The organism is Pseudomonas sp. LBUM1671 (genome assembly GCF_059695685.1).
On the sequence record NZ_CP166782.1, the window covers coordinates 6184806 to 6210287 of the forward strand.

General features: G+C 59.6%; 24 protein-coding genes. 7 read left to right on the plus strand and 17 right to left on the minus strand.

All coding sequences use genetic code 11. The annotated features are described in order from the left end of the window. Positions 1-8: 8 nt before the first annotated feature. The 6 genes from tssC to ACA060_RS28670 all read right to left on the minus strand — a co-directional run bounded on the left by tssC (position 9) and on the right by ACA060_RS28670 (position 6064). Positions 9-1484 (minus strand): type VI secretion system contractile sheath large subunit, encoded by a 1476-nt coding sequence (gene tssC, locus ACA060_RS28645; RefSeq protein WP_109626782.1) that lies wholly within the window; start codon positions 1482-1484, stop codon positions 9-11. Positions 1485-1512: 28 nt separating this feature from the next. Further along, positions 1513-2016, minus strand: coding sequence for a type VI secretion system contractile sheath small subunit (gene tssB, locus ACA060_RS28650; RefSeq protein ID WP_010465292.1), 504 nt, complete (start codon positions 2014-2016; stop codon positions 1513-1515). A 32-nt stretch (positions 2017-2048) separates the two neighbouring features. Further along, positions 2049-3605, minus strand: coding sequence for a type VI secretion system protein TssA (gene tssA / locus ACA060_RS28655; RefSeq protein ID WP_497314549.1), 1557 nt, complete (start codon positions 3603-3605; stop codon positions 2049-2051). A gap of 650 nt (positions 3606-4255) precedes the next feature. After that, positions 4256-4531: an HU family DNA-binding protein gene (locus ACA060_RS28660; protein WP_003213368.1), complete on the minus strand. Its 276-nt coding sequence runs from the start codon at positions 4529-4531 to the stop codon at positions 4256-4258. Between the two features lie 194 nt (positions 4532-4725). Further along, entirely contained in the window at positions 4726-5874 is a 1149-nt protein-coding gene (locus ACA060_RS28665) for an NAD(P)/FAD-dependent oxidoreductase (protein WP_497314551.1), read from the minus strand. Between the two features lie 22 nt (positions 5875-5896). Next, positions 5897-6064: a rubredoxin gene (locus ACA060_RS28670; RefSeq protein WP_007954349.1), complete on the minus strand. Its 168-nt coding sequence runs from the start codon at positions 6062-6064 to the stop codon at positions 5897-5899. Between the two features lie 202 nt (positions 6065-6266). Here ACA060_RS28670 and ACA060_RS28675 point away from each other — a divergent pair, with 202 nt between their 5' ends. Both ACA060_RS28675 and ubiA read left to right on the plus strand, forming a co-directional pair. Further along, positions 6267-6830: a chorismate--pyruvate lyase family protein gene (locus tag ACA060_RS28675; RefSeq protein ID WP_497314553.1), complete on the plus strand. Its 564-nt coding sequence runs from the start codon at positions 6267-6269 to the stop codon at positions 6828-6830. After that, positions 6830-7720: a 4-hydroxybenzoate octaprenyltransferase gene (gene ubiA, locus ACA060_RS28680; RefSeq protein WP_497314555.1), complete on the plus strand. Its 891-nt coding sequence runs from the start codon at positions 6830-6832 to the stop codon at positions 7718-7720. The genes ACA060_RS28675 and ubiA overlap by 1 nt, the downstream gene beginning before the upstream one ends. Positions 7721-7776: 56 nt before the next feature. Here ubiA and ACA060_RS28685 read toward each other — a convergent pair whose 3' ends face one another. Further along, the gene (locus ACA060_RS28685; protein ID WP_109626791.1) at positions 7777-8163 is read right to left on the minus strand and encodes a COG4315 family predicted lipoprotein; all 387 of its coding nucleotides are present in this window, start codon (positions 8161-8163) and stop codon (positions 7777-7779) included. 152 nt (positions 8164-8315) lie between these two features. On the opposite strand from ACA060_RS28685, the gene phoB reads away from it, so the two are divergent. The 3 genes from phoB (at position 8316) to ACA060_RS28700 (ending at position 11837) form a co-directional block, all read left to right on the plus strand. Next, positions 8316-9005: a phosphate regulon transcriptional regulator PhoB gene (gene phoB / locus ACA060_RS28690; RefSeq protein WP_007896474.1), complete on the plus strand. Its 690-nt coding sequence runs from the start codon at positions 8316-8318 to the stop codon at positions 9003-9005. A gap of 81 nt (positions 9006-9086) precedes the next feature. Beyond that, entirely contained in the window at positions 9087-10373 is a 1287-nt protein-coding gene (gene phoR / locus ACA060_RS28695) for a phosphate regulon sensor histidine kinase PhoR (RefSeq protein ID WP_256597535.1), read from the plus strand. 123 nt (positions 10374-10496) lie between these two features. Continuing rightward, a complete protein-coding gene (locus tag ACA060_RS28700; RefSeq protein WP_109626795.1) occupies positions 10497-11837 on the plus strand; it encodes a hemolysin family protein in 1341 nt (446 codons plus the stop codon). A 105-nt stretch (positions 11838-11942) separates the two neighbouring features. On the opposite strand, the gene ACA060_RS28705 is transcribed toward ACA060_RS28700, so the two are convergent. From ACA060_RS28705 to ACA060_RS28740, 8 genes are all read right to left on the minus strand, one after another. Continuing rightward, a complete protein-coding gene (locus tag ACA060_RS28705) occupies positions 11943-12839 on the minus strand; it encodes a peptidoglycan DD-metalloendopeptidase family protein (protein WP_109626799.1) in 897 nt (298 codons plus the stop codon). A gap of 207 nt (positions 12840-13046) precedes the next feature. Continuing rightward, complete coding sequence (locus ACA060_RS28710; protein ID WP_109626801.1) at positions 13047-13952, minus strand: response regulator; 906 nt, start codon at positions 13950-13952, stop codon at positions 13047-13049. 167 nt (positions 13953-14119) lie between these two features. Continuing rightward, on the minus strand, positions 14120-14881 hold the full coding sequence (gene phoU / locus ACA060_RS28715; RefSeq protein ID WP_008150055.1) for a phosphate signaling complex protein PhoU: 762 nt from the start codon (positions 14879-14881) through the stop codon (positions 14120-14122). 71 nt (positions 14882-14952) lie between these two features. Continuing rightward, positions 14953-15786, minus strand: coding sequence for a phosphate ABC transporter ATP-binding protein PstB (pstB, locus tag ACA060_RS28720; protein ID WP_010465315.1), 834 nt, complete (start codon positions 15784-15786; stop codon positions 14953-14955). 130 nt (positions 15787-15916) lie between these two features. After that, entirely contained in the window at positions 15917-17587 is a 1671-nt protein-coding gene (pstA, locus tag ACA060_RS28725) for a phosphate ABC transporter permease PstA (RefSeq protein ID WP_497314558.1), read from the minus strand. Positions 17588-17602: 15 nt separating this feature from the next. Next, on the minus strand, positions 17603-19636 hold the full coding sequence (locus ACA060_RS28730; RefSeq protein ID WP_178082331.1) for an ABC transporter permease subunit: 2034 nt from the start codon (positions 19634-19636) through the stop codon (positions 17603-17605). A gap of 486 nt (positions 19637-20122) precedes the next feature. Beyond that, positions 20123-21121: a phosphate ABC transporter substrate-binding protein PstS family protein gene (locus ACA060_RS28735; RefSeq protein WP_497314560.1), complete on the minus strand. Its 999-nt coding sequence runs from the start codon at positions 21119-21121 to the stop codon at positions 20123-20125. Positions 21122-21353: 232 nt separating this feature from the next. Next, positions 21354-22652, minus strand: coding sequence for an MFS transporter (locus tag ACA060_RS28740; RefSeq protein ID WP_497314562.1), 1299 nt, complete (start codon positions 22650-22652; stop codon positions 21354-21356). A gap of 382 nt (positions 22653-23034) precedes the next feature. Between ACA060_RS28740 and ACA060_RS28745 the strand changes: the two genes are divergently transcribed. Then, a complete protein-coding gene (locus tag ACA060_RS28745; RefSeq protein ID WP_007896491.1) occupies positions 23035-23439 on the plus strand; it encodes an acyl-CoA thioesterase in 405 nt (134 codons plus the stop codon). 57 nt (positions 23440-23496) lie between these two features. Then, positions 23497-24396 carry a D-hexose-6-phosphate mutarotase gene (locus ACA060_RS28750; RefSeq protein ID WP_497314564.1) on the plus strand — a complete coding sequence of 300 codons (900 nt, stop codon included), beginning with the start codon at positions 23497-23499 and terminating at the stop codon, positions 24394-24396. A gap of 125 nt (positions 24397-24521) precedes the next feature. Here the strand turns inward: ACA060_RS28750 and ACA060_RS28755 are convergent, their stop codons facing one another. Continuing rightward, positions 24522-25058: a DUF3299 domain-containing protein gene (locus ACA060_RS28755; RefSeq protein ID WP_497314566.1), complete on the minus strand. Its 537-nt coding sequence runs from the start codon at positions 25056-25058 to the stop codon at positions 24522-24524. Between the two features lie 87 nt (positions 25059-25145). Beyond that, complete coding sequence (locus ACA060_RS28760; RefSeq protein ID WP_010465333.1) at positions 25146-25391, minus strand: GlsB/YeaQ/YmgE family stress response membrane protein; 246 nt, start codon at positions 25389-25391, stop codon at positions 25146-25148. Positions 25392-25482: the final 91 nt, after the last annotated feature.

Below are 25482 nucleotides of genomic sequence, written 5' to 3' on the forward strand. Positions count from 1 at the left end.
AGCTCCGCTTACTCTTTGTCCAGCTTGCCAACCAGCGACAGGGTGAAATCGGCACCCATGTACTTGAAGTGCGGGCGCACGTTCAGGCTGACGCGGTACCAGCCAGGCTCGCCTTCGACATCGCTGACGATGATCTGGGCTGCACGCAGTGGACGACGGCCACGCACTTCGGCGCTCGGGTTTTCCTGGTCGGCCACGTACTGGCGGATCCACTTGTTCAGTTCCAGCTCGAGGTCGGTACGTTCTTTCCACGAACCGAGTTGCTCGCGCTGCAGCACTTTCAAGTAGTGAGCCAGGCGGTTGACGATCATCATGTACGGCAGTTGAGTGCCGAGCTTGTAGTTCAGCTCTGCGGCCTTGCCTTCTGCGCTGATGCCGAAGAACTTCGGCTTCTGCACCGAGCTCGCGGAGAAGAACGCCGCGTTGTCGGAGCCTTTGCGCATGGTCAGGGAGATGAAACCTTCTTCGGCCAGTTCGTATTCACGACGGTCGCTAACCAGAACTTCCGTAGGAATCTTGGTTTCGATTTCGCCCATGCTTTCGAAGTGGTGCAACGGCAGGTCTTCAACCGCGCCACCGCTCTGCGGGCCGATGATGTTCGGGCACCAGCGGAACTTGGCGAAGCTGTCGGTCAGCTTGGTGCCGAACGCGTAGGCGGTGTTGCCCCACAGGTAGTGCTCGTGGCTGTTGGCGACGGTTTCTTTGTACACGAACGATTTGACCGGGTTTTCTTCCGGGTCGTACGGGTTACGCAGCAGGAAACGCGGCACGGTCAGGCCAACGTAACGGGAGTCTTCCGACTGGCGGAAGCTCTGCCATTTGGCGAATTGCGGGCCTTCGAAGTGATCTTTCAAATCCTTCAGGTCCGGCAGACCGGTGAAGCTTTCCAGACCGAAGAATTTCGGGCCGGCGGCAGCAATGAACGGTGCGTGCGACATGCAGGCAACGCTGGACACGTACTGCATCAGTTTCACGTCCGGCGAGCTTGGGGACATGAAGTAGTTGGCGATGATCGCGCCCACAGGCTGACCACCGAACTGACCGTATTCAGCGGTGTAGATGTGCTTGTACAGACCCGATTGCATCACTTCCGGCGAATCGTCGAAATCGTCCAGCAGGTCTTCTTTGGAGACGTTGAGGATTTCAATCTTGATGTTTTCGCGGAAGTTGGTGCGATCGACCAGCAACTGCAGGCCACGCCACGACGATTCCAGGGACTGGAAGTCAGGGTGGTGCAGGATTTCGTCCATCTGGCGGCTGAGCTTGGCATCGATCTCGGCGATCATGCGGTCAACCATGGCTTTCTTGACCGGCTCACCGTTGTTCTGCGGCTTGAGCAGCTCTTCGATGAAGGCCGACACACCGCGCTTGGCGATGTCGTAGGCTTCGTCGTCCGGCGTCAGGCGGGTTTCGGCGATGATGCTGTCGAGAATGCTGTATTCGCCGTTCTCTTTGCTCTTTTGCTGTGCTGCGCTTGTGCTCATGGTGTTGGCTTCCTTGGCTGATAGAGACTCAGGCGTCCTGGGCTGCGGCGTTCAGGCCCAGCTCACCCAGTACGCGACCGCGGGATTCGTCGTCGGCGAGAACGCCTTCGATGGCTTTGCGGAACGCAGGCGCGTTACCCAGTGGGCCTTTGAGGGCCACCAGCGCGTCGCGCAGTTCCATCAGTTTTTTCAGCTCAGGTACTTGCTCGACCAGCGAGGCCGGGTTGAAGTCCTTCATCGAGTTGACGCGCAGTTTCACGGCCAGTTCTTCAGTGTCACCTTCTTCCTGAAGACGGTTCGGCACGCTCAGTGTCAGGCTCAGCTCTTGCTTGGCCAGCACTTCGTCAAACGTCATCTTGTCGATGCTGATCGGCTTGCGATCTTCGACTTTGCGTTCGTCCTTGCGGTGGGTGTAGTCACCGATTGCCAGTAGTTTCAACGGCAGTTCGATCTCTTCCTGTGCACCACCGGTGGCAGGTTTGAAGGTGACGTTGATGCGTTCCTTGGGGGCTACCGAGCCTTCTTTGGCCATGGCTTTTCTCCTTGCGGTTGTGGCCCTGGGGCCTATTCGAGTACCACTTCGAGATCGAGGTGGCACAGCCTGCGATAAATCTCTTCCTTGCGTTCACGTACGGCATGGTTCTGCGGCAACAACTCGCAGCAGCTATGCAGTAAATGCAGCACTTCCAGCGCAAGATCGGGCTCCCAGGCGTTCAGGCCTGAGTCCTGTAATGTTTGGTCGAGTGTTTCGAGTTGGGTCCTGGCCAGTTCGTACTTCTTGGCCATGAAGCACAGCCGCGCCAAGGCGAACTGCCAGAAAAATCGCGCCCGCCCGCCTTGGGCGCCCTGCAGGCCCTGCTTGAGGATCTGCACGGCGGCCTTGAGGCCGTCCTTGCGCAGGATCGGCAAGACTTCTTCGAGGGCCACTTCCCAGGCCGGCTGGGTGTCGGCGACTTCGACCTTGCGCGGCGCACTGGCGCTTTGCAGGTGCGGCATGACGTTGGCGCTGATCCAGGCGCGGGTGGCCGGATCGGCGAACGGCGCGCCGTCGTGAAAACGCAATTCGATGATGCCGGGCAGGCGCTGAATCAAAAGCGCGAAGTGGATTTCCACTTCGCGCATTGCCATCTCGGCGTTCAGGCCCTGGAGGCATTCCCAGACCATTCGCTGGCCATCGAACCAGAACGGCGCCTTCGCCAGGCTCGCCTCCAGTTCCACCAGCAGGTCGGCGTATTTGGCTTGATCGTAGCGGTCCTGATAAGCCTTGAGCTTATCGGCGGGCAAGCCGCGCAGCACGGTGATTTGCTCGGCGTTGCGCTCAGGCACCGCGTCGATGGGCAGCCACAGCAGCGTGCGATTGAGGCGCAGGGCGCGCAGGTCGGTGGCTTTCTGCTTGAGCCACCAGGCACACAACGGACGAGCACTTTCCTGCTGGGCGCGCAGAGCCTTGTGAGCTTCTTTCTCGTTGTCGATCGGCGCGCCGGGGGTGAACAGCTGCGTGGCGGCCTGTTTAACCTGCGCCACCGCGGCGCCCACCACGCCGGGTTCCGGCTGGTTGTCGGCGGCGCGTTGCACCATGTTTTTCAGGCGGCGGGAGATCGGCAGCAGCAGCGGCGCATCGTCGCCCAAGTGCTCGGTGCAAGCGGCGTCGAGACCTTCAAGGTGTTCGACCAGCCGCCGGAACATCGGCAACTGCTCTTTTATCGCGACGTTTTCGGTCAGCACCTGCTCGAGACGCGGCACCAGCCAGCTGATCGCAGCGGAGCGGGTACGGGCCTTGCTCGGGTGAACGTCGGCCCAGTGGTTTTCGCACAAGTGGTGCAGCAATCCGAGGCCGGCCAGCAGGCCCTGGAACGACTCGCGCTGGTACAAGGCCCACGTCAGCCAGGCGCCGACCCGCAAATCCTTGGACTGGGTACGCAGCAGGTTTTCGCTGTTTTCACGGATTTTCAGCCAGTCGATCTGACCGCTTTCGTGCATGGACGAGGCTTTCGCTAGCTCGCTTTCCAGTGCCTCATATTCGCTCGAGAAGCGAACGTCCTCGCCCGCGAAATTCTCTTTGGAAACAGAGGCTTTTGCGAGTTCGAGGTAATGAGCGGAAAGTTTGCTTGAGTAGGACATCCATGGCCTTTAATTAGGATTACGGTCGAACGCCAATTGCAGTTGCAGCGACGCGGGACAGTATCAAAGAGCTGCGATGAGTCTCATCCAATTGAGTTCGTGCTCTTTCAAGTGGGCGCATCGTAATCACAATGATGGCCACTAGCAAGCATCTGATTAAACAACAAGACGAAGTGTTGTTTATTACGTGTAGGAGATTTCCCTATATGTGTAAGGGGATTCCCTGATGTCGATTTAATATTCCCCCCTCCAGCCAACAGCCCTGAAACCGTTGAGGCAGAGCGGCGGGTGAAACCATCATCAAGTCGTGGCCGGCACCTCCCCAATGGAGGACGTGAAGCATGCCAACAATAAAGCAGGATGAATGTAGGAACGATCCGAAAGATTAGTGTCATCTGTGAACAAAACGAATCTGGACAACGGAGGATTAAGAAAGTGCCACCAAAATGATGGCACTTTATATTAAGCGGTATTTTTGTAAGGTCATCGCAAACAATGGGATCTGTGGACGGTTATTTTCCAATCTGTATTAATCAGTCCACGAAACATATACAGAACTAAACGTTGCCCATAAAAAATGGGCACCCGACTCAATCGGTGTGCCCATTTTTCAATACGGTTCTCCCCGTTATTCAGGGAGTTCGCCGCAATTACGGATTAACGCTGTCTTTCAACGATTTGCCTGGCTTGAATGCAACGGTGTTGCTGGCCTTGATTTTGACAGGCTCACCGGTTTGCGGGTTTTTGCCGGTGCGGGCACCGCGGTGGCGTTGCAGGAAGGTACCGAAGCCCACCAGCGTGACGCTGTCTTTGCGGTGCAGAGCGCCGGTGATTTCTTCGAGAACGGCGTTGAGAACGCGGTTGGCCTGCTCTTTGGTGAGGTCTGCTTTTTCAGCAATTGCAGCGGCGAGTTCTGGTTTACGCATATTAGTGAAGCCCCTTTGACGGTTTTTTGTTGTTATGTCCGTGCTGCTCTCTGTGGAACAGCGCCCAAAGCGCCGCAGGTGCTCTACTCTGCGGCAGACGGGAGTGAGAATGGCACGCACGGAAGAGCCGCGCCAGTCTCGGCGCGACCTTTGTAGGGACAAAAGCGGGGTGATTCCGACAGAACGACCGGTATTTACGCCAGCAGCGCCGGAAGCTCTTTGTTGAGGGCCAGTTTTTCCATCACCGCCGCGCCTGTCAGGGCATAACCGAGCAGTTTTCCGCTGGCATCGCGACACAATGCTTTGATGTCCGCGCCCTGCCCTTCGACGGTCCAGACACCCTCGGCGCCGCGGGGTGGCGGCGAAACCACCAACGGGCAGACCGGGGTTTTCACGGTAATCGGCATTGGGCCGTAACTCACGGCAGTTGGGTTGCCGGCGAGGGTTTGCGCCAGCGCTCTCGCACAGCTCATGAGGGGCATGACGTACAACAGATTCAGCCCATCGACCTCGGCGCAGTCGCCCAGCGCGTAGATATTGGCGTGAGAGGTTTTCAGGTGACGGTCGACCACCACGCCGCGATTGACCTGCACACCGGCCGCAGCCGCCAGATCTATGCGTGGACGCAGGCCAATGGCCGAGACCACCACGTCACAAGGAATCACCTGGCCGTCGGACAGATGCGCTTCCAGACCGTGCGCAACTCGCTGCAAGCGGTTGAGCACCGGCCCGAGGTGGAAACGCGCGCCAAGGCTTTCCAACCCGGCCTGAACCGCAGCGGCTGCCGCCGGGTGCAGCAGGGTCGGCATGACTTGCTCGCACGGTGCAACCAGTTGCACTTCGTAGCCGCCAACGATCAAGTCATTGGCGAACTCGCAGCCGATCAGGCCGGCACCGAGCAGTAACACCCGGCGCTTGCCCGCCGCGGCGGCACGAAAGCGTGCGTAATCTTCCAGGTCGTTGATCGGGAAAACGGAGTCGGCGGCGTCACCTTCGATCGGCACTCGCACGGTTTCTGCGCCCCAAGCCAGAATCAGGTCGCGATAGATCACCGATTCCTCGCCGATCCACAGGCGTTTGTGGCCCGCATCGATGCCGCTGATGCGTGTGTGCGTACGCACTTCGGCCTTCAATTGCTCGGCCATGGCACCCGGTTCGGCCATGCTCAGGCCGTCGGCGTCTTTGTTCTTGCCGAAACCGGTGGAGAGCATCGGCTTGGAGTAGGAGCGTCCATCATCGGCAGTAATCAACAGCAGCGGGGTTTCGCCATCGAGCTTGCGAAACTCCCGGGCCAGGTTGTAGCCAGCCAGGCCGGTGCCGACGATCACGACAGGTGCGTTCATTCCTTACTCCTCTGGTGTTCTGTTAGTTGATTTCGATCATTTCGAAATCCATCTTGCCTACGCCGCAGTCCGGGCACAGCCAGTCTTCCGGTACGTCTTGCCACAGCGTGCCGGGCGCAATGCCGTCGTCCGGCCAGCCGTCGGCTTCGTTATAGATCAGGCCGCAGACCACACATTGCCACTTTTTCATTCAGGTACTTCCTCAGGATTCAGGCTTATTGCCGGCGCGAACGGTCGATGGTTGGAGCGCTGCCGTCGGGCTCAGGGGCGTTTTGTACTGATCGGGCCCGGCAGATGCAAGCGTGTTCGGCGCAACGGCGGTCCTGATCAATCAAAATCGCTGGCTGACATGGTAAGCTCGCCGCCTCATTTGCTGCCAATAATGACTCACTGTGCCGCACTCAAAATCCCCCTCCGCAACCCCGCTGTGGCTCCCTCAAAGCCAACTGACGCCCCTCCCCGACACGTCTACCCTCGACTGGCTGTTCGACGAAGGCTCGCTGACCCGACGCCTGATCCGTTTGTCGAATGACAGCTTTAGCGTCACGCCACTGTTTGAAGGCTGGCAACCGCTGCGCGCCGACGAATGTGCCGCGCTGGAACTGGAGGAAGGCAGTGAAGGCTGGGTGCGCGAGGTGTATCTGCGCGGTCACGGTGAAGCGTGGGTGTTTGCCCGCAGCGTGGCAGCACGCAGTGCCTTGCAGGGCGACGGCTTGCACATGGACGAACTGGGCAGCCGCTCCTTGGGCGAATTGCTGTTTTGCGATCATGCGTTCCAGCGTCGCGCCATCGAGGTTTGTCACTATCCTCAGGAATGGCTGCCGCTGGAGTCCCGGGCCCCTGAACTGTGGGGCCGGCGCTCGCGGTTCGACCGTGGCGCCTTGAGCGTGCTGGTGGCCGAGATCTTCCTGCCGACCTTGTGGCGCGCCACCCGCGCCCACCCGGAGAACTGCTGATGTACCAGAGCCTGCTCAAGTCCCTGAACCGCGTGAACCCTCGGGCCTGGGATTTCATTCAACTGACCCGCATGGACAAGCCGATCGGCATTTATTTGCTGCTGTGGCCAACGTTGTGGGCACTCTGGATTGCCGGTGAAGGTTCGCCTTCGTTGGCCAATATCGTGGTTTTCGTGCTCGGCGTGGTACTGACCCGCGCCGGTGGTTGTGTGATCAACGATTGGGCCGATCGCAAGGTCGATGGCCACGTGAAACGCACCGAGCAGCGGCCGCTGGTGAGCGGCAAGATCAGCTCGAAAGAAGCCCTGGTGTTCTTCGCGGTGCTGATGGGCGTGAGCTTTTTGCTGGTGCTATGCACCAATGCGAAGACGGTCTGGTTATCGCTGGGTGGTTTGGCGCTGGCCTTCAGCTACCCGTTCATGAAGCGCTACACCTATTACCCGCAAGTGGTGCTGGGCGCAGCGTTCTCCTGGGGCATGCCGATGGCGTTCACCGCCGAAACCGGTGAACTGCCGGCCGCCGCGTGGCTGCTGTGGATTGCCAACCTGCTGTGGACCGTGGGCTACGACACTTATTACGCGATGACCGATCGCGACGACGACTTGAAGATCGGCGTGAAATCCACCGCGATTCTGTTTGGTGATGCGGACCGGGCGATCATCCTGACCTTGCAGGGTTTGGCGCTGGGCTGCCTGTTGCTGGCCGGGTCGAAATTCGAGCTGGGAGGCTGGTTCCACTTGGGACTGCTGGCGGCGGCGGGCTGTTTTGCGTGGGAGTTCTGGTACACCCGTGGCAAGGACCGGATGCGCTGCTTCAAGGCGTTTTTGCACAACCACTGGGCCGGGTTGGCGATATTTGTCGGGATTGTGCTGGATTACGCTACTCGCTGATCGCCCAAGCCGTTGCCGAAGCCCTGTTTCGGCAACGGCTTGGGGCGTTGAGTCGCTTACTTTTGCGACTCGTGAACAACGTGCCAGACGTCCTTCATCTTGTCGCCCTTCATTTCTCCGGGCTTTTCATCCTTCACAAAGGTGTACAGCGGTTTACCGTCGTAAGCATACTGACTCGTGCCGTCATCGCGCTTGATGACACTCCACTTGCCAGCGGCCGTGGCACCCGCCGGCGCCATCATCGGTGGCCAGTTTTTGGCGCAATCGTCATTACACATCGACTTGCCGCCGCTGTCCTTGTCAAACGTGTACAAGGTCATGCCCTTGTGGTCGACCATCATCCCGTCCTTCATCATCGCCGGGTCGGCGGCGAAGGCCATGGTCGGCAGCGTTAGCGCTGCAGTCATTAACAATGCCTTCCAGGATTGAGCAATGTGATTCATGGAAACCTTCCTTTTGTGGTTGTCAGGATTCGGACTTAGAGCTTAGTTCAGGATCACGACAATCGCAGGGCGGCTAAAATACTGTCACACGACTGCAATAATTCCGTTATCTAATGCGGCGCAAGACAGTTAAATGACAAGAGGATTAACGCATGGTTGGCAGGAGCATTCTGATCGTCGACGACGAAGCGCCCATTCGCGAAATGATCGCCGTTGCGTTGGAAATGGCCGGCTATGACTGCCTGGAGGCGGAAAACTCCCAGCAGGCCCATGCCATCATCGTCGACCGCAAGCCGGACCTGATCCTGCTCGACTGGATGCTGCCCGGCACGTCCGGCATCGAGCTGGCCCGTCGCCTTAAGCGCGATGAGCTGACCGGGGACATCCCGATCATCATGCTCACCGCCAAGGGCGAAGAGGACAACAAGATCCAGGGCCTGGAAGTCGGCGCTGACGATTACATAACCAAGCCGTTTTCCCCCCGTGAGCTGGTGGCGCGCCTCAAAGCCGTACTGCGCCGTGCCGGCCCTACCGATGGCGAGGCACCGATCGAAGTCGGCGGTCTGCTGCTGGACCCGATCAGCCACCGCGTGACTATCGATGGCAAACCCGCCGAAATGGGCCCGACCGAATACCGTCTGCTGCAGTTTTTCATGACTCACCAGGAACGCGCCTACACCCGTGGCCAGTTGCTGGATCAGGTCTGGGGCGGCAACGTGTATGTCGAAGAGCGCACCGTCGATGTGCACATCCGTCGTCTGCGCAAAGCCCTCGGTGACGCCTACGAAAATCTGGTACAAACCGTGCGCGGCACCGGCTACCGCTTTTCGACCAAAGCCTGACCAAGACCTTTCCCGCCCGACAAGCTGACAAGGACGCGTGTTCAATTGAACCAGAACTGGCATGGCACCCTGATTCGCCACATGTTGTTGCTGGTGACCGGCTGTTTGGTGATCGGCTTGATTACCGGCTACTACGGCTGGAGCCTCGCCGCGGGCCTGGGCCTTTACCTGGCCTGGACCCTCAAGCAATTGCTGCGGCTGCACGAATGGCTGCGCCTGCACAAACCCGATGAAGCACCCCCTGACGGCTATGGCCTGTGGGGTGAAGTGTTCGACAGCATCTACCACCTGCAACGTCGCGACCAACGCGTGCGCGGACGCCTGCAAGCAGTGATCGATCGGGTCCAGGAATCCACCGCCGCACTGAAAGACGCCGTCATCATGCTCGACAGCGAGGGCAATCTGGAATGGTGGAACCGCGCCGCCGAAACCCTGCTCGGCCTCAAGACGCCGCAAGACAGCGGTCAGCCGGTCACCAACCTGGTACGCCATCCGCGCTTCAAGGAATATTTCGAGCAGGACAGCTACGCCGAACCGCTGGAAATCCCGTCACCGATCAACGATCGCCTGCGCATTCAGCTGTACATCACTCGCTACGGCAATAACGAACACCTGATGCTGGTGCGCGACGTGACGCGCATCCATCAGTTGGAACAGATGCGCAAAGACTTCATTGCCAACGTGTCCCACGAATTGCGCACACCGCTGACGGTGATCTGCGGCTACCTGGAAACCCTGCTCGACAATGTCGAGGAAGTGAACCCGCGTTGGACCCGTGCCCTGCAGCAAATGCAGCAGCAAGGCGGGCGCATGCAGACCTTGCTCAATGACTTGCTGTTGCTGGCCAAACTGGAAGCCACCGATTACCCGTCGGACAACCAGCCCGTGGCCATCGACGGCCTGCTGCAATCGATCACCAGCGATGCCCAGCAGCTGTCCGGCCAGAAAAACCAGCGCATTACCCTGGAAGCCGACCCGACGATTCTGCTCAAGGGCAGCGAAGCCGAGTTGCGCAGCGCGTTTTCCAACCTGGTGTTCAACGCGGTGAAATACACCCCGGCCGAAGGCAATATCCGCATTCGCTGGTGGGGTGATGAGCAAGGTGCACACCTGAGCGTGCAAGACTCCGGAATCGGCATCGACAGCAAACACCTGCCGCGCCTGACCGAACGTTTCTACCGCGTCGACTCCAGCCGCAACTCCAACACCGGCGGCACCGGGCTGGGCCTGGCGATCGTCAAACACGTACTGTTACGCCATCGTGCACGGATGGAAATCAGCAGTGTGCCGGGGCATGGCAGCACGTTTACCTGCCATTTCGCGCCTGCCCAAGTCACCAAATCGCGGGTCATCAGCACCGCCGACTGATACCGGCCAGCACTCGCCACTAGGCAATCGCCCGGTCAGCCGCTACATTGGCTGACTTGTGCCTGCCCTTCAGGCACCGCATTTCCCCCTTTTTTGAATACACGGAACCCGCAAAACTCCATCATGGACCCATCCCCTGGCTTGACCCTCGCGACACTCTTCGCCGATTTCGGCATGATTCTTTTTGCTCTGATCCTGGTTTTGCTCAACGGCTTTTTCGTTGCGGCGGAATTCGCCATGGTCAAATTGCGCTCGACCCGGGTCGAGGCCATCGCTGAAAAAAACGGCTGGCGCGGACACATCCTGCGCACCGTTCACAGTCAGCTCGATGCGTACCTCTCGGCGTGCCAATTGGGTATCACCCTTGCCTCCCTGGGCCTTGGCTGGGTCGGTGAACCGGCGTTCGCGCACATCCTCGAACCGGTGCTGAGCGCCGTTGGCGTCGAGTCCGCCGAAGTGGTCAAAGGCGTGTCGTTCTTCACCGCGTTCTTTATCATTTCGTACCTGCACATCGTCGTCGGTGAGCTGGCCCCGAAATCCTGGGCCATTCGCAAACCCGAGTTGCTGTCGCTGTGGACCGCGGTGCCGCTGTACCTGTTCTACTGGGCCATGTACCCGGCGATCTACCTGCTCAACGCCAGCGCCAACACGATCCTGCGGATCGCCGGCCAGGGTGAGCCCGGCCCCCATCACGAGCACCATTACAGCCGTGAAGAACTTAAACTGATCCTGCACTCCAGCCGTGGCCAGGACCCGAGCGACCAAGGCATGCGTGTGTTGGCTTCCGCCGTGGAAATGGGCGAGCTGGAAGTGGTCGACTGGGCCAACTCCCGGGAAGACCTGGTGACGCTGGAGTTCAACGCGCCGCTCAAGGAAATCCTGGCGATGTTCCGTCGCCACAAATTCAGCCGTTATCCGGTGTACGACAGCGATACTCAGGAATTCGTCGGCCTGCTGCACATCAAAGACCTGCTGCTCGAATTGGCCGCACTGGACCACATCCCCGAGTCGTTCAACCTCGCCGAACTGACCCGGCCGCTGGAACGCGTGTCGCGGCACATGCCGCTGTCGCAGTTGCTGGAGCAGTTCCGCAAGGGCGGCTCGCACTTCGCTCTGGTTGAAGAAGCCGATGGCAACATCATCGGCTACCTGACCATGGAAGACGTGCTTGAGGTGCTGGTCGGCGACATTCAGGACGAACACCGCAAGGCCGAGCGCGGCATCCTCGCCTACCAGCCGGGCAAGCTGCTGGTACGGGGCGATACACCGCTGTTCAAGGTCGAACGCCTGCTGGGCATCGACCTGGACCACATCGAAGCCGAAACCCTCGCCGGGCTGATCTACGAAACCCTGAAACGGGTACCGGAAGAGGAAGAAGTGCTGGAAGTCGAAGGCTTGCGGATCATCATCAAGAAGATGAAAGGGCCGAAGATTATTCTGGCCAAGGTGTTGATGCTGGATTGATTCAGGCCGGTGTCGCCCCTTTCGCGGGCAAGCCTCGCTCCTACAGGAATGACTCATCCCGTAGGAGCGAGGCTTGCCCGCGAAGGCGTCAGACCAGACAACACATCACTGCTTGCCGAGCGCAAAGTTCGGCAGGCTGCCCACCGGTTGATTGAACTGGTACGGAATCGACACCAGCCCCAATCCCGTATTGCGCTGCACCACGAAGTGCAAATGCGGCCCGCTGCTGTTGCCGGTATTGCCCGACAGTGCCAGCGCACTCCCCACCGCGACCCGTTGCCCTTCGCGAACGCCCACCGAACCTTGCTTGAGGTGAAGGTACACGCCCATGGTGCCGTCATCGTGCAGCACCCGCACGAAATTGCCCGACGGATCAGTGCCGCGCCCGGTCTGGGCATTCTCGGTTTTCACCACCACCCCGCCACGCGCGGCAATGATCGGCGTGCCTTCGGGCATGGCGATGTCCATGGCGTAGCGGTTCTTCGCGCCGAAATGGCTGTACTGGCCGTTGTTGCCCTGACTCAAGCGAAACGGCCCTCCACGCCAGGGCAACGGATACCGATAGGCCATGGCGGCCCCTGAAGGGTCGCCCAGGGAATATTCGAACCTTGGGGTATACGCCAGCGGCCTTCCGGCCTTCGTCGCCGTGAGCAGCGCCAGACGGATGTTGCTGCGCGCCGGCATCACCCGGCGGATCGGCCGGCTCGGCGCGCCGCTGACATTCTGCAGCCCGGTAAAACTCAGCTCGATCTCGACCGGTGCGTACAGGTCGTTGCGCACGAACACCCTGTCCACGCCCTTCTGCTTTTTGATATCGAGGTACACCTGGCGCTCAAGGTGCTCGACCATGCGATCTCGAAAAACGAACACCTGGGAGCCTTTGCTGGGGCGGTCGCTGTAGGAGACCACGCCATTAGCGTCTTTGGACTTGTAGATCGTCATGGCCACCGCCGAGGTGGCGGCCATGAAGAGACCACAGAAAAACAGCAAGCGCGCGAGCATGGGCAAGAGTCTGTCGAGTAAGGCCTGGGGAGGAGCCTAGCAGCTGCAATGGACCCGGGTAGTCGGCAGATGTTTCAAAATGGGCAGCGAAGGGGATGTGCGGTGAATTTGAGGGCCCCATCGCTAGCAGGGCTAGCTCCCACAGGGGAACGCATTCCAATGTGGGAGCTAGCCTGCTAGCGATGACGGACTGTCAGGCGACGAAGATTACGCGCCTGGAACGAAGTGCTTCTGCGCCGTACCACGAGCAATCAGGCGGGAGATGTAGTCGAGCTTCTGCGCATCCTGATCCACAAAGCGGAAGGTCAGTTGCAGCCAGTCGCTGTCGGGTTTCGGTTCAAACGCGACGATGGCGTGCAAGTAGCCATTGAGGCGGGCGACTTCAGCGTTCTCACCCTGCTCCAGGTCAAGCACCGCGCTGTCGAGGACTTGCGGCAGTGTGTCGGTGCGCTTCACCACCAGCAGCGCTTCCTTGATGCTCAAGGCTTTGATCACGCATTGCTGAATGCCGCTAGGCAAACGCAGCTGGCCTTGACCCCGACCGCTGGACGGTGCGGAAGCAGGGACCGGCGCCTTGACCGGCGGGCTGTTGAGCAAACCGCGCGACGGTGCCGCCGCCGGTGTCGGAGCCGCTACCACGGCAGCCTTGCCGCCGGTCAATGCGCTCAGGGAGTCGTTGCCGAAAGCCGAGTTCATTTTGGTCGGCGCACCGCTCATCAAGGCGTCGAGCTTGCCGACCTTGTTCAGCGCCTGCTTGACCTTGGTCAGCAGTTGTTCGTTGGTGAAGGGCTTGCTGACGTAGCCGGAAACGCCGGCCTGAATCGCCTGGACCACGTTCTCCTTGTCGCCACGGCTGGTCACCATCACGAAAGGCATAGTCTTGAGGTTGTCCTGCTCGCGGCACCAGGTCAGCAGTTCCAGGCCGGACATTTCCGGCATCTCCCAGTCGCACAGCACCAGGTCGAACGCTTCCTTGGCCAGCATGGCCTGGGCCTTTTTGCCGTTAATGGCATCTTCGGTCCGGATACCCGGGAAGTAGTTACGCAGGCACTTCTTTACCAGGTCACGAATGAACGCCGCATCGTCCACCACCAACACACTGATCTTGCTCATCCATCACCCCTCGAAAAAATCCCGGCAAGCATACCGTTTTGCTGATGGCACATTGCCAAAAACCTTCAGTCACGCCGGGACTTTTCGTTCGCGGGTGCTGCTGTTGAAGTCGAAAGCCACACATAAAAACGCCCGGCCAAAGGACCGGGCGTTTTTCTTGGGCAGTCTTACTTATCGTCAGCTTTGCCCGGAACATTAGCGGTTTCGCCACTTGTGCCTTCAACTTCTTCTTTCATGCGCTTGAGGCCCAGGTGACGCACGTCCGTGCCGCGCACCAGGTAAATCACCAGTTCCGAAATATTACGTGCGTGGTCGCCGATGCGCTCCAGCGAACGCAGCACCCAAATAATGCTCAAGACCCGCGAGATAGAGCGCGGATCTTCCATCATGTAGGTTGCCAGCTCACGCAGCGCGGTCTTGTATTCGCGGTCGATGATCTTGTCGTACTGAGCCACCGACAACGCCAGGTCGGCGTCGAAACGGGCAAAGGCGTCCAGCGCATCGCGGACCATGTTGCGCACCTGGTCACCGATGTGGCGAACCTCGACGTAACCGCGCGGCGCCTCGCCTTCTTCGCACAGCTGAATGGCGCGGCGGGCGATCTTGGTTGCTTCGTCTCCGATGCGCTCCAGGTCGATCACCGACTTGGAAATGCTGATGATCAGACGCAAGTCGGATGCGGCCGGCTGACGGCGGGCCAGAATGCGCAGGCATTCTTCGTCGATGTTGCGTTCCATCTGGTTGATCTGGTCGTCGATCTCGCGAACCTGCTGGGCCAGGCCGGAGTCGGCCTCGATCAGCGCGGTCACCGCGTCATTGACCTGCTTTTCCACCAGACCGCCCATGGCCAGGAGGTGGCTGCGAACTTCCTCCAGCTCAGCGTTGAACTGCGCGGAGATGTGATGGGTAAGGCCTTCTTTACTAATCATGTTGGCGTCCTTGGAGCGTCCGGTAAGGTGCGGTGGACCGCAGCGTCAGTTCAGTGAGCAACTACAGCGTCCTAGCCGTATCGACCGGTGATGTAGTCCTCGGTCTGCTTCTTGGCCGGATTGGTGAACAGGGTATCGGTGTCACCGAATTCCACCAGTTTGCCCATGTACATGAACGCCGTGTAATCGGAAACCCGCGCGGCCTGTTGCATGTTGTGGGTCACGATGACGATGGTGAATTTCGATTTCAATTCGTAGATCAGTTCTTCTACTTTCAACGTCGAGATCGGGTCGAGTGCCGAGCACGGTTCGTCGAGCAGCAGCACTTCCGGCTCTACGGCGATGGTGCGGGCGATCACCAGACGTTGCTGCTGACCACCGGACAGGCCGAGTGCCGACTCGTGCAGACGGTCTTTGACTTCGTCCCACAGCGCCGCGCCTTTCAACGCCCACTCGACCGCTTCGTCGAGGACGCGCTTCTTGTTGATGCCCTGGATGCGCAGGCCGTAAACCACGTTCTCGTAAATGGTTTTCGGGAACGGGTTCGGCTTCTGGAACACCATGCCGACGCGACGACGCAGCTCGGCCACGTCTTCGCCCTTGCGGTAGATGTTGTGGCCGTACAGGTTGATTTCACCTTCTACGCGGCAGCCGTCGACCAGGTCGTTCATGCGGTTGAAGGTACGCAGTAGCGTGGACTTGCCGCAGCCGGACGGACCGATGAAGGCGGTCACGCGCTGTTTCGGGATGTTCAGGCTGACGTCGTACAGCGCTTGTTTGTCGCCGTAGAACAGGTTCAGGCCCGGCACTTCGATGGCCACGGTTTCCTGTTCAAGGCTCAGGCTCTGTTTGTCGCGGCCCAGGGCAGACATGTTGATGCCGTGGGTATGTGCTTCGTGCTGCATGGGAGGCTCCCTGTGCTAACAAATTCGGTTCGGTTTTTGTGGGAGCCAGCCTGCTGGCGATTCAGGCAACGCGGTCAGTCTGTAAACCGCGGTGATGCCATCGCCAGCAGGCTGGCTCCCACATAAGAAATCAGCTATCCAGCGCTTTGTATTTCTCGCGCAGGTGGTTCCGGATGTAGACCGCCGACAAGTTCAACGTGGCGATCACCAGCACCAGCAGCAGCGCCGTGGCGTACACCAGCGGTCGTGCGGCTTCGACGTTCGGGCTCTGGAAGCCGACGTCATAGATGTGGAAACCCAAGTGCATGATCTTCTGGTCCAGGTGAAGGTACGGGTAGTTGCCATCCAGTGGCAGCGACGGCGCCAGTTTCACCACACCCACCAGCATCAGCGGCGCCACTTCACCGGCGGCGCGCGCCACGGCGAGGATCATCCCGGTCATCATCGCCGGGCTGGCCATCGGCAGCACGATCTTCCACAAGGTTTCAGCCTTGGTCGCGCCGAGGGCCAACGAGCCTTCACGCACGGTGCGAGGAATCCGCGCCAGGCCTTCTTCGGTGGCCACGATCACCACCGGCACTGCCAGCAGCGCCAGGGTCAGGGACGCCCAGAGCAGGCCCGGCGTACCGAAGGTCGGTGCCGGCAATGCTTCAGGGAAGAACAAGCGGTCAACCGAGCCACCGAGTACATAAACGAAGAAGCCCAGACCGAACACGCCGTAAACGATGGCCGGAACGCCCGCCAGGTTGTTCACCGCGATACGGATAATCCGGGTCAGTGCGTTCTGCTTGGCGTATTCACGCAGGTAAACTGCCGCCAGTACGCCGAATGGCGTCACGATCATCGCCATGATCAGGGTCATCATCACGGTGCCGAAAATCGCCGGGAAGATCCCGCCTTCGGTGTTCGCCTCACGCGGATCATCGCTGAGGAATTCCCAGACCTTGCTGAAGTAGAAGCCGATCTTGGTAAAGGTGCCCATAGCGTTCGGCTGATAGGCGCGAACCACTTTGCCGATGTCGATCACGATCTCTTTGCCGTTCGCATCGCGGGCCGTCAGGCTGTCGCGGTTGAACTGGGCGTGCAGGTCGTTCAGGCGCGCCTCAATGTCCTGATACCGCGCGTTCAGCTCGGCGCGCTCGGATTCCATGTCCGCTTGCGCGGTGGCATCGAGCTTGCCCGCCAGTTCCAGTTTGCGACCGTGCAGACGCACGCGTTCGAGACCGGCGTTGATCGCGCCGATGTCGACCTTTTCCAGGGTCTTGAGCTGCGCCGCGAGCTGGTTCACGCGCGCGACACGCTCCTGCAATTCCGGCCATGCGGCTTCGCCTTCCGCGATGACCTTGCCTTCCTGTTTGACGTTGACCAGGTAGCCGTAGAAGTTGCCCCACTCGCGACGCTCGATGGCCATGAGTTCTGGCGGGGTCTTCTGGTTAGTCAGCCACTCGCCGACGATCCAGGTGAAGTCGTTACCGTTCAAGTCACGGTTGCCGACCTTGATCAGCTCGCGGGTCATGAACTCCGGACCCTGATCGGGCACCGGCAGGCCAGCGCTTTTCAGGCGCTCGCGCGGCACTTCTTCTTTCTGCACCACTTCGCCGATGACGAGGTGGTTGGCCTGGCCCGGCACGTCGTAACTGGAGTGCACCAGGTCTGCCGGCCAGAAGTGGCCCAGACCGCGCACGGCAATCACCGCCAGCAAGCCAATGGTCATGATGACCGCGATGGACACCGCGCCACCGCTGATCCAGACGCCTGGGGCGCCGCTCTTGAACCATCCATTCAGGGAGTTCTGTTTCACAGACTTCTACCTTTCTTAAAGCGACGAGTATTTCTTGCGCAGACGCTGACGAATCAGTTCTGCGAGGGTGTTCATGACGAAGGTGAACAGCAACAGCACCAGCGCCGAGAGGAACAGCACGCGGTAGTGGCTGCCGCCGACTTCCGATTCGGGCATTTCCACCGCGACGTTGGCGGCCAGCGTTCGCAGACCTTCAAACAGGTTCATTTCCATGACCGGGGTGTTACCGGTGGCCATCAGCACGATCATCGTTTCACCGACCGCACGGCCCATGCCGATCATCAGTGCCGAGAAGATGCCCGGGCTGGCGGTGAGGATCACCACGCGGGTCATGGTCTGCCACGGCGTAGCGCCGAGGGCCAGGGAACCGAGGGTCAGGCCGCGAGGCACACTGAACACGGCGTCTTCGGCGATGGAGTAGATGTTCGGGATCACCGCGAAGCCCATGGCCAGACCGACCACCAGAGCGTTGCGCTGGTCGTAGGTGATGCCCAGGTCGTGGGAGATCCACATGCGCATGTCGCCGCCGAAGAACCAGGTTTCCATGTACGGGCTCATGTACAGCGAGAGCCAGCCCACAAACAGGATCACCGGAATCAGGATCGCGCTTTCCCAGCCGTCCGGCACTTTCAGACGGATAGACTCAGGCAGGCGACTGAAGACGAAACCCGCCACCAGAATGCCGATCGGCAGCAGCATCAGCAGGCTGAAAATGCCCGGCAAATGCCCTTCGACATAAGGTGCGAGGAACAGGCCGGCGAAGAAACCGAGGATCACCGTCGGCATCGCTTCCATCAACTCGATCACCGGCTTGACCTTGCGGCGCATGCCCGGAGCCATGAAATACGCGGTGTAGATCGCCGCAGCGACGGCCAGAGGCGCGGCCAGCAGCATGGCGTAGAACGCGGCTTTCAAGGTGCCGAAGGTCAGTGGCGACAGACTCAGCTTGGGTTCGAAGTCAGTGTTGGCGGCGGTCGATTGCCAGACGTATTTAGGCTCGTCGTAGTTCTCGTACCAGACCTTGCTCCACAGCGCGCTCCACGACACTTCCGGGTGCGGGTTGTCGAGCAGCAACGGTTGAATCTTGCCGCCCGCTTCGACGATCACGCGGTTGGCCCGTGGCGACAGGCCGAAGATGCCTTGGCCTTCGACCACCTGATCCACCAGCAAGGTGCGGTGGGCAGTGCTGTGGAACACGCCGAGCTTGCCGGAGGCGTCGAGGGCGATGAAGCCTTTGCGACGTTCTTCGGCGGAGATTTCAACGATCGGCGTGGTGCCCATCTGGAAGGTGCGGATTTGCTTCAGGCGCAACTCGCCATCCGGGTCACGGGCCATGAACCACTGGGCCAGGCCACCTTTGGAGTCGCCAAGGATCAGCGAGATGCCGCCCACCAATTGAGTACTGGCAGTGATTTCGGCATCGCCGTTTTCAAGCAGTTTGTAGCGACCGTTGAGGCTCTTGTCGCGCAGGCTGAACACGTCGGCCTGGGCGCGCCCGTTGATCACGTACAGCCATTGCTGACGCGGGTCGACGAAGATGTTCTTCACCGGTTCGGTCATCTGCGGCAGATCGATACGCTTCTGCTCGTTGGTCACTTCGCCGGTCATCATGTTTTCTTCGCTGGTCAGCGAGAGCACATTGAGTTGCGAACCGGTGGAGCCGACCAGCATCAGAGTGGTGTCGGTGGCGTTGAGGCTGACGTGTTCCAGCGCACCGCCCGCTTCGTTCAGCGCAATCGGGGTTTCGCCGTACGGGTATTCGACCGCTGGCGAGATGGTTTTCTTGCCATCCGGGTAGCTGACTTTATACGTATGACGGAACACCAGCGCCTGACCGTTGGACAAGCCGACCGCCACCAATGGGTGACCGGGCTGGTCTTCACCGATGGAGGTGACGGTAGTGCCGGCCGGAATCGGCAGATCGACGCGCTTGAGTTCGGCGCCACTGTCGATGTCGAAGAACAACGCCTGGCCCTTGTCGGAAACCCGCATGGCGACCTGGTTCTGTTCTTCCAGGGAGATCATCAACGGCTTGCCGGCGTCTTGCATCCAGGCAGGCGTGATGGCGTCCTTGGCGGTCAAGTCGGCACCCTGGAACAGCGGCGCGACGACGTAGGCGAGGAAGAAAAAGATCAGCGTGATCGCGCCGAGAACGGCGAGGCCGCCCACGAGAACGTACCAGCGGGTCAGGCGATCCTTGAGCGCGCGGATGCGGCGCTTGCGTTGCAGCTCAGGCGTATTGAAATCAATTCGCTTGGGGGGATTAGTAGTCATGGTGGAATTGGCCAGATCATTCATGCGCACACCCTAGCGATCCTGTATGACAGAAAGATGACAATGCAGTGACGCAACAAATCCGCCGCCAGCGTTAACTGGCAGTGGACCGGAAATTTGGGGGCCGGCGTACCGGCATTTGTAGGAGCGAAGCTTGCTCGTGAAGGCGTCATTACATTCAACATCAATGCTGACTGAACCACCGCTTTCGCGGGCAAGCCTCGCTCCTACAGAGTCCGGGTATATCCCGGACTCAGGGTTTTACTTTTTTGCTACGTTGCTACCTTCTTGCAGACCCAGGTCAGCCAGTGCTTTTGCAGCAACCTTGGCTGGCAGTGGGATGTAGCCGTCTTTCACCACAACTTCCTGACCCTGTTTGGACAGAATCAGTTTCACGAACTCGGCTTCCAGCGGGGCCAGAGGCTTGTTCGGGGCTTTGTTGACGTAAACGTAGAGGAAACGCGACAGCGGGTACTTGCCGTTCAGGGCGTTTTCTTCGGTGTCTTCGATGAACTCGGTGCTGCCTTTCTTGGCCAAGGCCACCGTCTTCACGCTAGCGGTTTTGTAGCCGATACCCGAGTAACCAACACCGTTCAGCGACGAGCTGATCGACTGCACGACCGATGCCGAACCTGGTTGTTCGTTGACGTTTGGCTTGTAGTCACCTTTGCACAGGGCTTCTTCTTTGAAGTAGCCGTAGGTGCCGGATACCGAGTTACGACCGAACAGTTGCACCGGCTTGTTGGCCAGGTCGCCGGTCACGCCCAGATCACCCCAGGTTTTCACGTCGGTTTTAGCACCGCACAGACGAGTGGACGAGAAGATCGCGTCGACCTGTTCCATGGTCATATGCTGAATCGGGTTGTCTTTGTGCACGAACACAGCCAGGGCGTCCACGGCAACCGGGATAGCGGTTGGCTTGTAGCCGTATTTGGTTTCGAAGGCTTGCAGTTCGTTGTCCTTCATCTTGCGGCTCATCGGGCCCAGGTTAGCGGTGCCTTCAGTCAGCGCAGGTGGCGCGGTAGAAGAACCAGCGGCCTGAATCTGGATGTTTACGTTCGGGTATTCTTTTTTGTAGTTCTCAGCCCACAGGGTCATGAGGTTGGCCAGGGTATCGGAGCCGACGCTGGACAGGTTGCCCGACACACCAGTGGTCTTGGTGTAGCTCGGGATAGCAGGGTCAACAGCGGCAACCGCGTTGGCAGTCGCAACGCCAGCAGCGACAAAAGTCATTGCCGCCATCAAACGCTTCAGTTTCATGCCTTACTCCTAGCAGATAGGGTGTGTTAAGTCGGGGCCAAGTATCAGCAGGCCGTGTGAACACTCTATGGCTGAAATATGACAATTGGATGAAAGGCCAGCACTCGGGTTTTTACAGGATGACTCATGCGCCCCAATCGCCAGCAGGCTAGCTCCCACATTGGAATGCATTTCAATGTGGGAGCTAGCCTGCTGGCGATTGGGGCCGGTACAGCTACAGACAATTTCGGGATCAGCGCCCTTTCTTCCAGAGATAAGCCCCCACCAGAATCCCGACACCGCAAAGAACCGCCACGTAATACGACGGCCCCATCGGGCTTTCCTTGAGCAACAGGCTGACGATCATCGGCGTCAGGCCGCCAAAGATGGCGTAGGCGACGTTGTAGGAAAACGACAGGCCGCTGAAGCGCACCACGGGCGGGAAAGCTTTGACCATCACGTACGGCACGGCGCCGATGGTGCCAACCAGCAGCCCGGTCAGGGCATACAGCGGGAACAGCCAGTCGGGATGCGCGGCCAGGCTGTGATAGAAGGTCCAGGAGCTGAGCAACAGCGCCGCACACCCGAACACGAAGACCCGCCCTGCGCCGAACCGGTCTGACAGCGCACCGGCAATGATGCAGCCAAAACTCAGAAACACGATCGCCAGGCTATTGGCTTGCAGCGCCGTGGTTGCCGAGAAGTGGTACACCGTCTGCAGCACGGTCGGCGTCATCAGGATCAACACCACGATGGCGGCGGACAGCAGCCAGGTCAGCAGCATGGAAATCAGAATCGCACCGCGATGGTCACGCAGCACCGCGCGCAGCGGCACTTCCTCGGCCAGAGCCTTGCGCAATTGCAGCTCGGCGAACACCGGGGTCTCGTGCAACCAGCGGCGCAAGTAGACCGAGAACAAACCGAACACGCCGCCCAACAGGAACGGGATCCGCCAGGCGTAATCGGACACTTCAGCCGGGGTGTAAACGCTGTTGATCGCGGTGGCGACCAATGAACCCAGGAGGATGCCAGCCGTCAGACCGCTCGTCAGGGTGCCGCAGGCATAACCGATATGACGCGCTGGCACGTGTTCGGAAACGAATACCCACGCGCCCGGCACTTCACCGCCAATCGCCGCGCCTTGAATCACCCGCATCAGCAGCAACAGGATCGGCGCCCACATGCCGATCTGCGCATAGGTCGGCAGCAGGCCCATGATCAGGGTCGGTACCGCCATCATGAAAATACTCAGGGTGAACATCTTCTTGCGACCCAACAGATCGCCGAAGTGCGCCATGACAATGCCGCCCAACGGACGAGCGAGGTAGCCGGCGGCGAAGATGCCGAACGTCTGCATCAGGCGCAGCCACTCGGGCATGTCCGCCGGGAAGAACAGTTTGCCCACCACCGTGGCGAAGAACACGAAAATGATGAAGTCGTAGAACTCCAGCGCACCGCCCAAGGCAGACAGCGATAACGTCTTGTAGTCGCTACGGGTCAACGGGCGTGCGGGCTGGGTCGGCTGCGCGATGCTAGAGGGCGCTGTGGTCATGGCAAGGGCTTCTCTTATAGTCGGATCTGCAACCCCAACAACGCTGGCTGAGGCTTGGGCAGGTCCGGCACGATAGCAAATTGTTCGAAAAAGCACATAGAGGTGCGTATTTGACGGTCAAAATGAGAACCGGACGGTCGTCTCGGAGTCTACCGATCGATATACTCGCTGCATTGCGGCATTTGTAAGGGGTTGCTGTGCGAAAACGCGCTGGCTGTCAGGCAAGGTCATTGCGTGGTTCAGTCGCTTTCGCAGAGTTTCCCTTTAGGCGCCTTACGAAAAACGTGACGAACGTAGTATGTTCGGGCTGAATCGTTTTTCCTTGAGACGGCTATTCACCCGCTACACCTACGATGAGTCACGGGTCAGAGGCACCCCCGGCATGATAGAGCTCGAACAAGAAGATCCAATCCCGCAAGGCGACCTGGCCCTGCAAATCACCGCGCTTCCACGTGAAACCAACGGCTTCGGCGATATTTTCGGCGGCTGGCTGGTGGCACAGATGGATTTGGCCGGCACCGCAATGGCCAGCAAAGTCGCTGGCGGACGCGTGGCCACCGTTGCGATCGATCGCATGGCGTTTCTGGTTCCGGTAGCGGTGGGCGCTCAGCTCTCCTTCTATACCCAGGCACTGGAAATCGGCCGCAGCTCGATTCAGATGATGGTCGAAGTCTGGAGTGACGATCCGCTGTCCAGCGAGTGGCGTAAAGTGACTGAAGCCGTGTTTGTGTTTGTCGCGATCGATGGCAGCGGCCGTACCCGCTCGGTTCCGCCACGCGCGCGTTAAACACTGCGGCCTTTCTGCGGTCCATTGCAGTCATTGTTCCTGATCGAGAGTTGCCCCATGAGCACGCCCAACGTTGAAGCCGTGAAACTGGATGAACTGAACTGCTGGCGCATCCGCCACGGTCAGGCCGAATTGCTGGTCGCCCAGCAAGGCGCGCACATCCTCAGTTATCAAGTGGCCGGCCAACCGCCGGTGATCTGGCTGAACGACGAGGCCGTGTTCAAGACCGGCAAAAGCATCCGCGCCGGCGTGCCGGTGTGCTGGCCGTGGTTCGGCAATTTCCCGCGCAACCCGCAGAGCGTCCAGGCGATGCGCGTCAGCAACGAATCGCCGACCGCCCACGGTTTTGTCCGGGCGATGGATTGGGAACTGGGTGGTATCGAAGCCGAGGGTGAAAGCCTTAAGGTTGAGTTTCTCCTGCCCTACCCCGAAGGCGGCTTTCCGGGCTGGCCGCATCAGGTGGATCTCAAACTGAGCATTCGTCTGGGTGATCAACTGCACATCAGTCTGACCAGCCACAACCAGGGCACGGATAAAGTCACCATCAGCCAGGCGCTGCACAGTTACTTCGCGGTCAGTGATGTGCGCAATGTGCACGTTGAGGGGCTGGATGGCTTGAGCTACATCGAGACGCTGGAGGACTGGAAAACCGTCACTCAGAGCGGCGATTTGCGTTTCACTGGCGAAACCGACCGCATCTACCTCAATACCCCGGCGAAGCTGAGCATTATCGACCCGACTTGGGAACGGCGTATCGAGCTGACCAGCTGTGGCTCGCGCTCGGCAGTGATCTGGAATCCGTGGATAGAACGCGCGGCCGCGTTCAGCGACATGGCCGACGATGGCTGGCAGAAGATGCTGTGCATCGAGACGGCGAATGTGATGGATGATGTGGTGACATTGGCGCCGGGTGCGAGCCATACCTTGGGTGTCAGCGTCGGCGCAAAACCGCTCTAAGCCCTACCGCAATACGAAATGTGGGAGCCAGCCTGCTGGCGATGGCGTCGTGTCAGTCAACTTGAAAGTATCTGACACACCGCTATCGCCAGCAGGCTGGCTCCCACAGTTATTTCGAGTGGCTGTTAGAGATCGGACTCCTGCACCACCCGCACCTTCGCCGCATCCAGCGCATACGCAGCATCAGCCAGATCATTGTTGACCTTCTCGATCTTCAACGTGCCCGTCACCCACAGCGGCGTGTAGATATCATCCAGCTTCAAACCTTTCGGGTAACGCACCAGCACCAACTGGTTAGGCGGCGGTGGCGGCACGTGGATGCAGGCGCCCGGATACGGCACGAGGAAGAACAGCGTACTGCGCCCCTTGGTGTCGGACTCCAGCGGCACCGGATAACCCCCGATGCGGATGTTCTTGTCGTTCATCGACGGCACGGTTTTGGTCGAATACATCACCGCCGGCAAGCCTTTGCTCTGCTTCATGCCACCTTTTTCGGTAAAGGTACCATCGCTTTCGGGGGAGCTATGGTCGATTTCGGGCATGGCCTCGAGGGCTTTCTGATCAGACTTGGGCATCAGCTCGAGCCAGTCGGTTTCCGGCAGTTCGCCGGCATGGGCCATACCGCTGCCCAAAAGGAGGAGAGTCAAAAAAAGACGGCGCATGGAGGTGCTCGGTAAGGAAAGGACGGTGTAACGCCGAGCATTCTAGCCCTCCCCGCCTGCGGCGCGGAGAGGACTTCGTCGCTTGAGTCAGTTCTTTCTGATCAAACCGTAGATCACCAGCAACACCACCGCGCCGACCAGCGCACCGATGAAGCCTGCACCTTCGCCCGCGTGATAGATGCCCAGAGCCTGGCCGCCATAAGTGGCCGCCAGCGAACCGCCGATACCGAGCAGAATAGTCATGATCCAGCCCATGCTGTCATCGCCCGGTTTCAGGAACCGGGCCAGCAGGCCGACGATCAAGCCGATAAAGATGGTTCCGATAATTCCCATGACATTTCCCTCTGAGTAAGTGGCTATGCGAAAGCCTAGTCAGACTTTCGCATCCTGCCATGAGAGAACGGCGGACCTTGAATGGTTCCGC

Excerpts from the sequence above, each read along its gene's own strand:
- tssC (WP_109626782.1), bottom strand. The coding sequence starts at position 1,484 with ATGAGCACAAGCGCAGCACAGCAAAAGAGCAAAGAGAACGGCGAATAC.
- tssB (WP_010465292.1), bottom strand. The coding sequence starts at position 2,016 with ATGGCCAAAGAAGGCTCGGTAGCCCCCAAGGAACGCATCAACGTCACC.
- tssA (WP_497314549.1), bottom strand. The coding sequence starts at position 3,605 with ATGTCCTACTCAAGCAAACTTTCCGCTCATTACCTCGAACTCGCAAAA.
- ACA060_RS28660 (WP_003213368.1), bottom strand. The coding sequence starts at position 4,531 with ATGCGTAAACCAGAACTCGCCGCTGCAATTGCTGAAAAAGCAGACCTC.
- ACA060_RS28665 (WP_497314551.1), bottom strand. The coding sequence starts at position 5,874 with ATGAACGCACCTGTCGTGATCGTCGGCACCGGCCTGGCTGGCTACAAC.
- ACA060_RS28670 (WP_007954349.1), bottom strand. The coding sequence starts at position 6,064 with ATGAAAAAGTGGCAATGTGTGGTCTGCGGCCTGATCTATAACGAAGCC.
- ubiA (WP_497314555.1), top strand. The coding sequence starts at position 6,830 with ATGTACCAGAGCCTGCTCAAGTCCCTGAACCGCGTGAACCCTCGGGCC.
- ACA060_RS28685 (WP_109626791.1), bottom strand. The coding sequence starts at position 8,163 with ATGAATCACATTGCTCAATCCTGGAAGGCATTGTTAATGACTGCAGCG.
- phoB (WP_007896474.1), top strand. The coding sequence starts at position 8,316 with ATGGTTGGCAGGAGCATTCTGATCGTCGACGACGAAGCGCCCATTCGC.
- phoR (WP_256597535.1), top strand. The coding sequence starts at position 9,087 with ATGTTGTTGCTGGTGACCGGCTGTTTGGTGATCGGCTTGATTACCGGC.
- ACA060_RS28700 (WP_109626795.1), top strand. The coding sequence starts at position 10,497 with ATGGACCCATCCCCTGGCTTGACCCTCGCGACACTCTTCGCCGATTTC.
- ACA060_RS28705 (WP_109626799.1), bottom strand. The coding sequence starts at position 12,839 with ATGCTCGCGCGCTTGCTGTTTTTCTGTGGTCTCTTCATGGCCGCCACC.
- ACA060_RS28710 (WP_109626801.1), bottom strand. The coding sequence starts at position 13,952 with ATGAGCAAGATCAGTGTGTTGGTGGTGGACGATGCGGCGTTCATTCGT.
- phoU (WP_008150055.1), bottom strand. The coding sequence starts at position 14,881 with ATGATTAGTAAAGAAGGCCTTACCCATCACATCTCCGCGCAGTTCAAC.
- pstB (WP_010465315.1), bottom strand. The coding sequence starts at position 15,786 with ATGCAGCACGAAGCACATACCCACGGCATCAACATGTCTGCCCTGGGC.
- ACA060_RS28730 (WP_178082331.1), bottom strand. The coding sequence starts at position 19,636 with ATGCAAGACGCCGGCAAGCCGTTGATGATCTCCCTGGAAGAACAGAAC.
- ACA060_RS28735 (WP_497314560.1), bottom strand. The coding sequence starts at position 21,121 with ATGAAACTGAAGCGTTTGATGGCGGCAATGACTTTTGTCGCTGCTGGC.
- ACA060_RS28740 (WP_497314562.1), bottom strand. The coding sequence starts at position 22,652 with ATGACCACAGCGCCCTCTAGCATCGCGCAGCCGACCCAGCCCGCACGC.
- ACA060_RS28745 (WP_007896491.1), top strand. The coding sequence starts at position 23,035 with ATGATAGAGCTCGAACAAGAAGATCCAATCCCGCAAGGCGACCTGGCC.
- ACA060_RS28750 (WP_497314564.1), top strand. The coding sequence starts at position 23,497 with ATGAGCACGCCCAACGTTGAAGCCGTGAAACTGGATGAACTGAACTGC.
- ACA060_RS28755 (WP_497314566.1), bottom strand. The coding sequence starts at position 25,058 with ATGCGCCGTCTTTTTTTGACTCTCCTCCTTTTGGGCAGCGGTATGGCC.
- ACA060_RS28760 (WP_010465333.1), bottom strand. The coding sequence starts at position 25,391 with ATGGGAATTATCGGAACCATCTTTATCGGCTTGATCGTCGGCCTGCTG.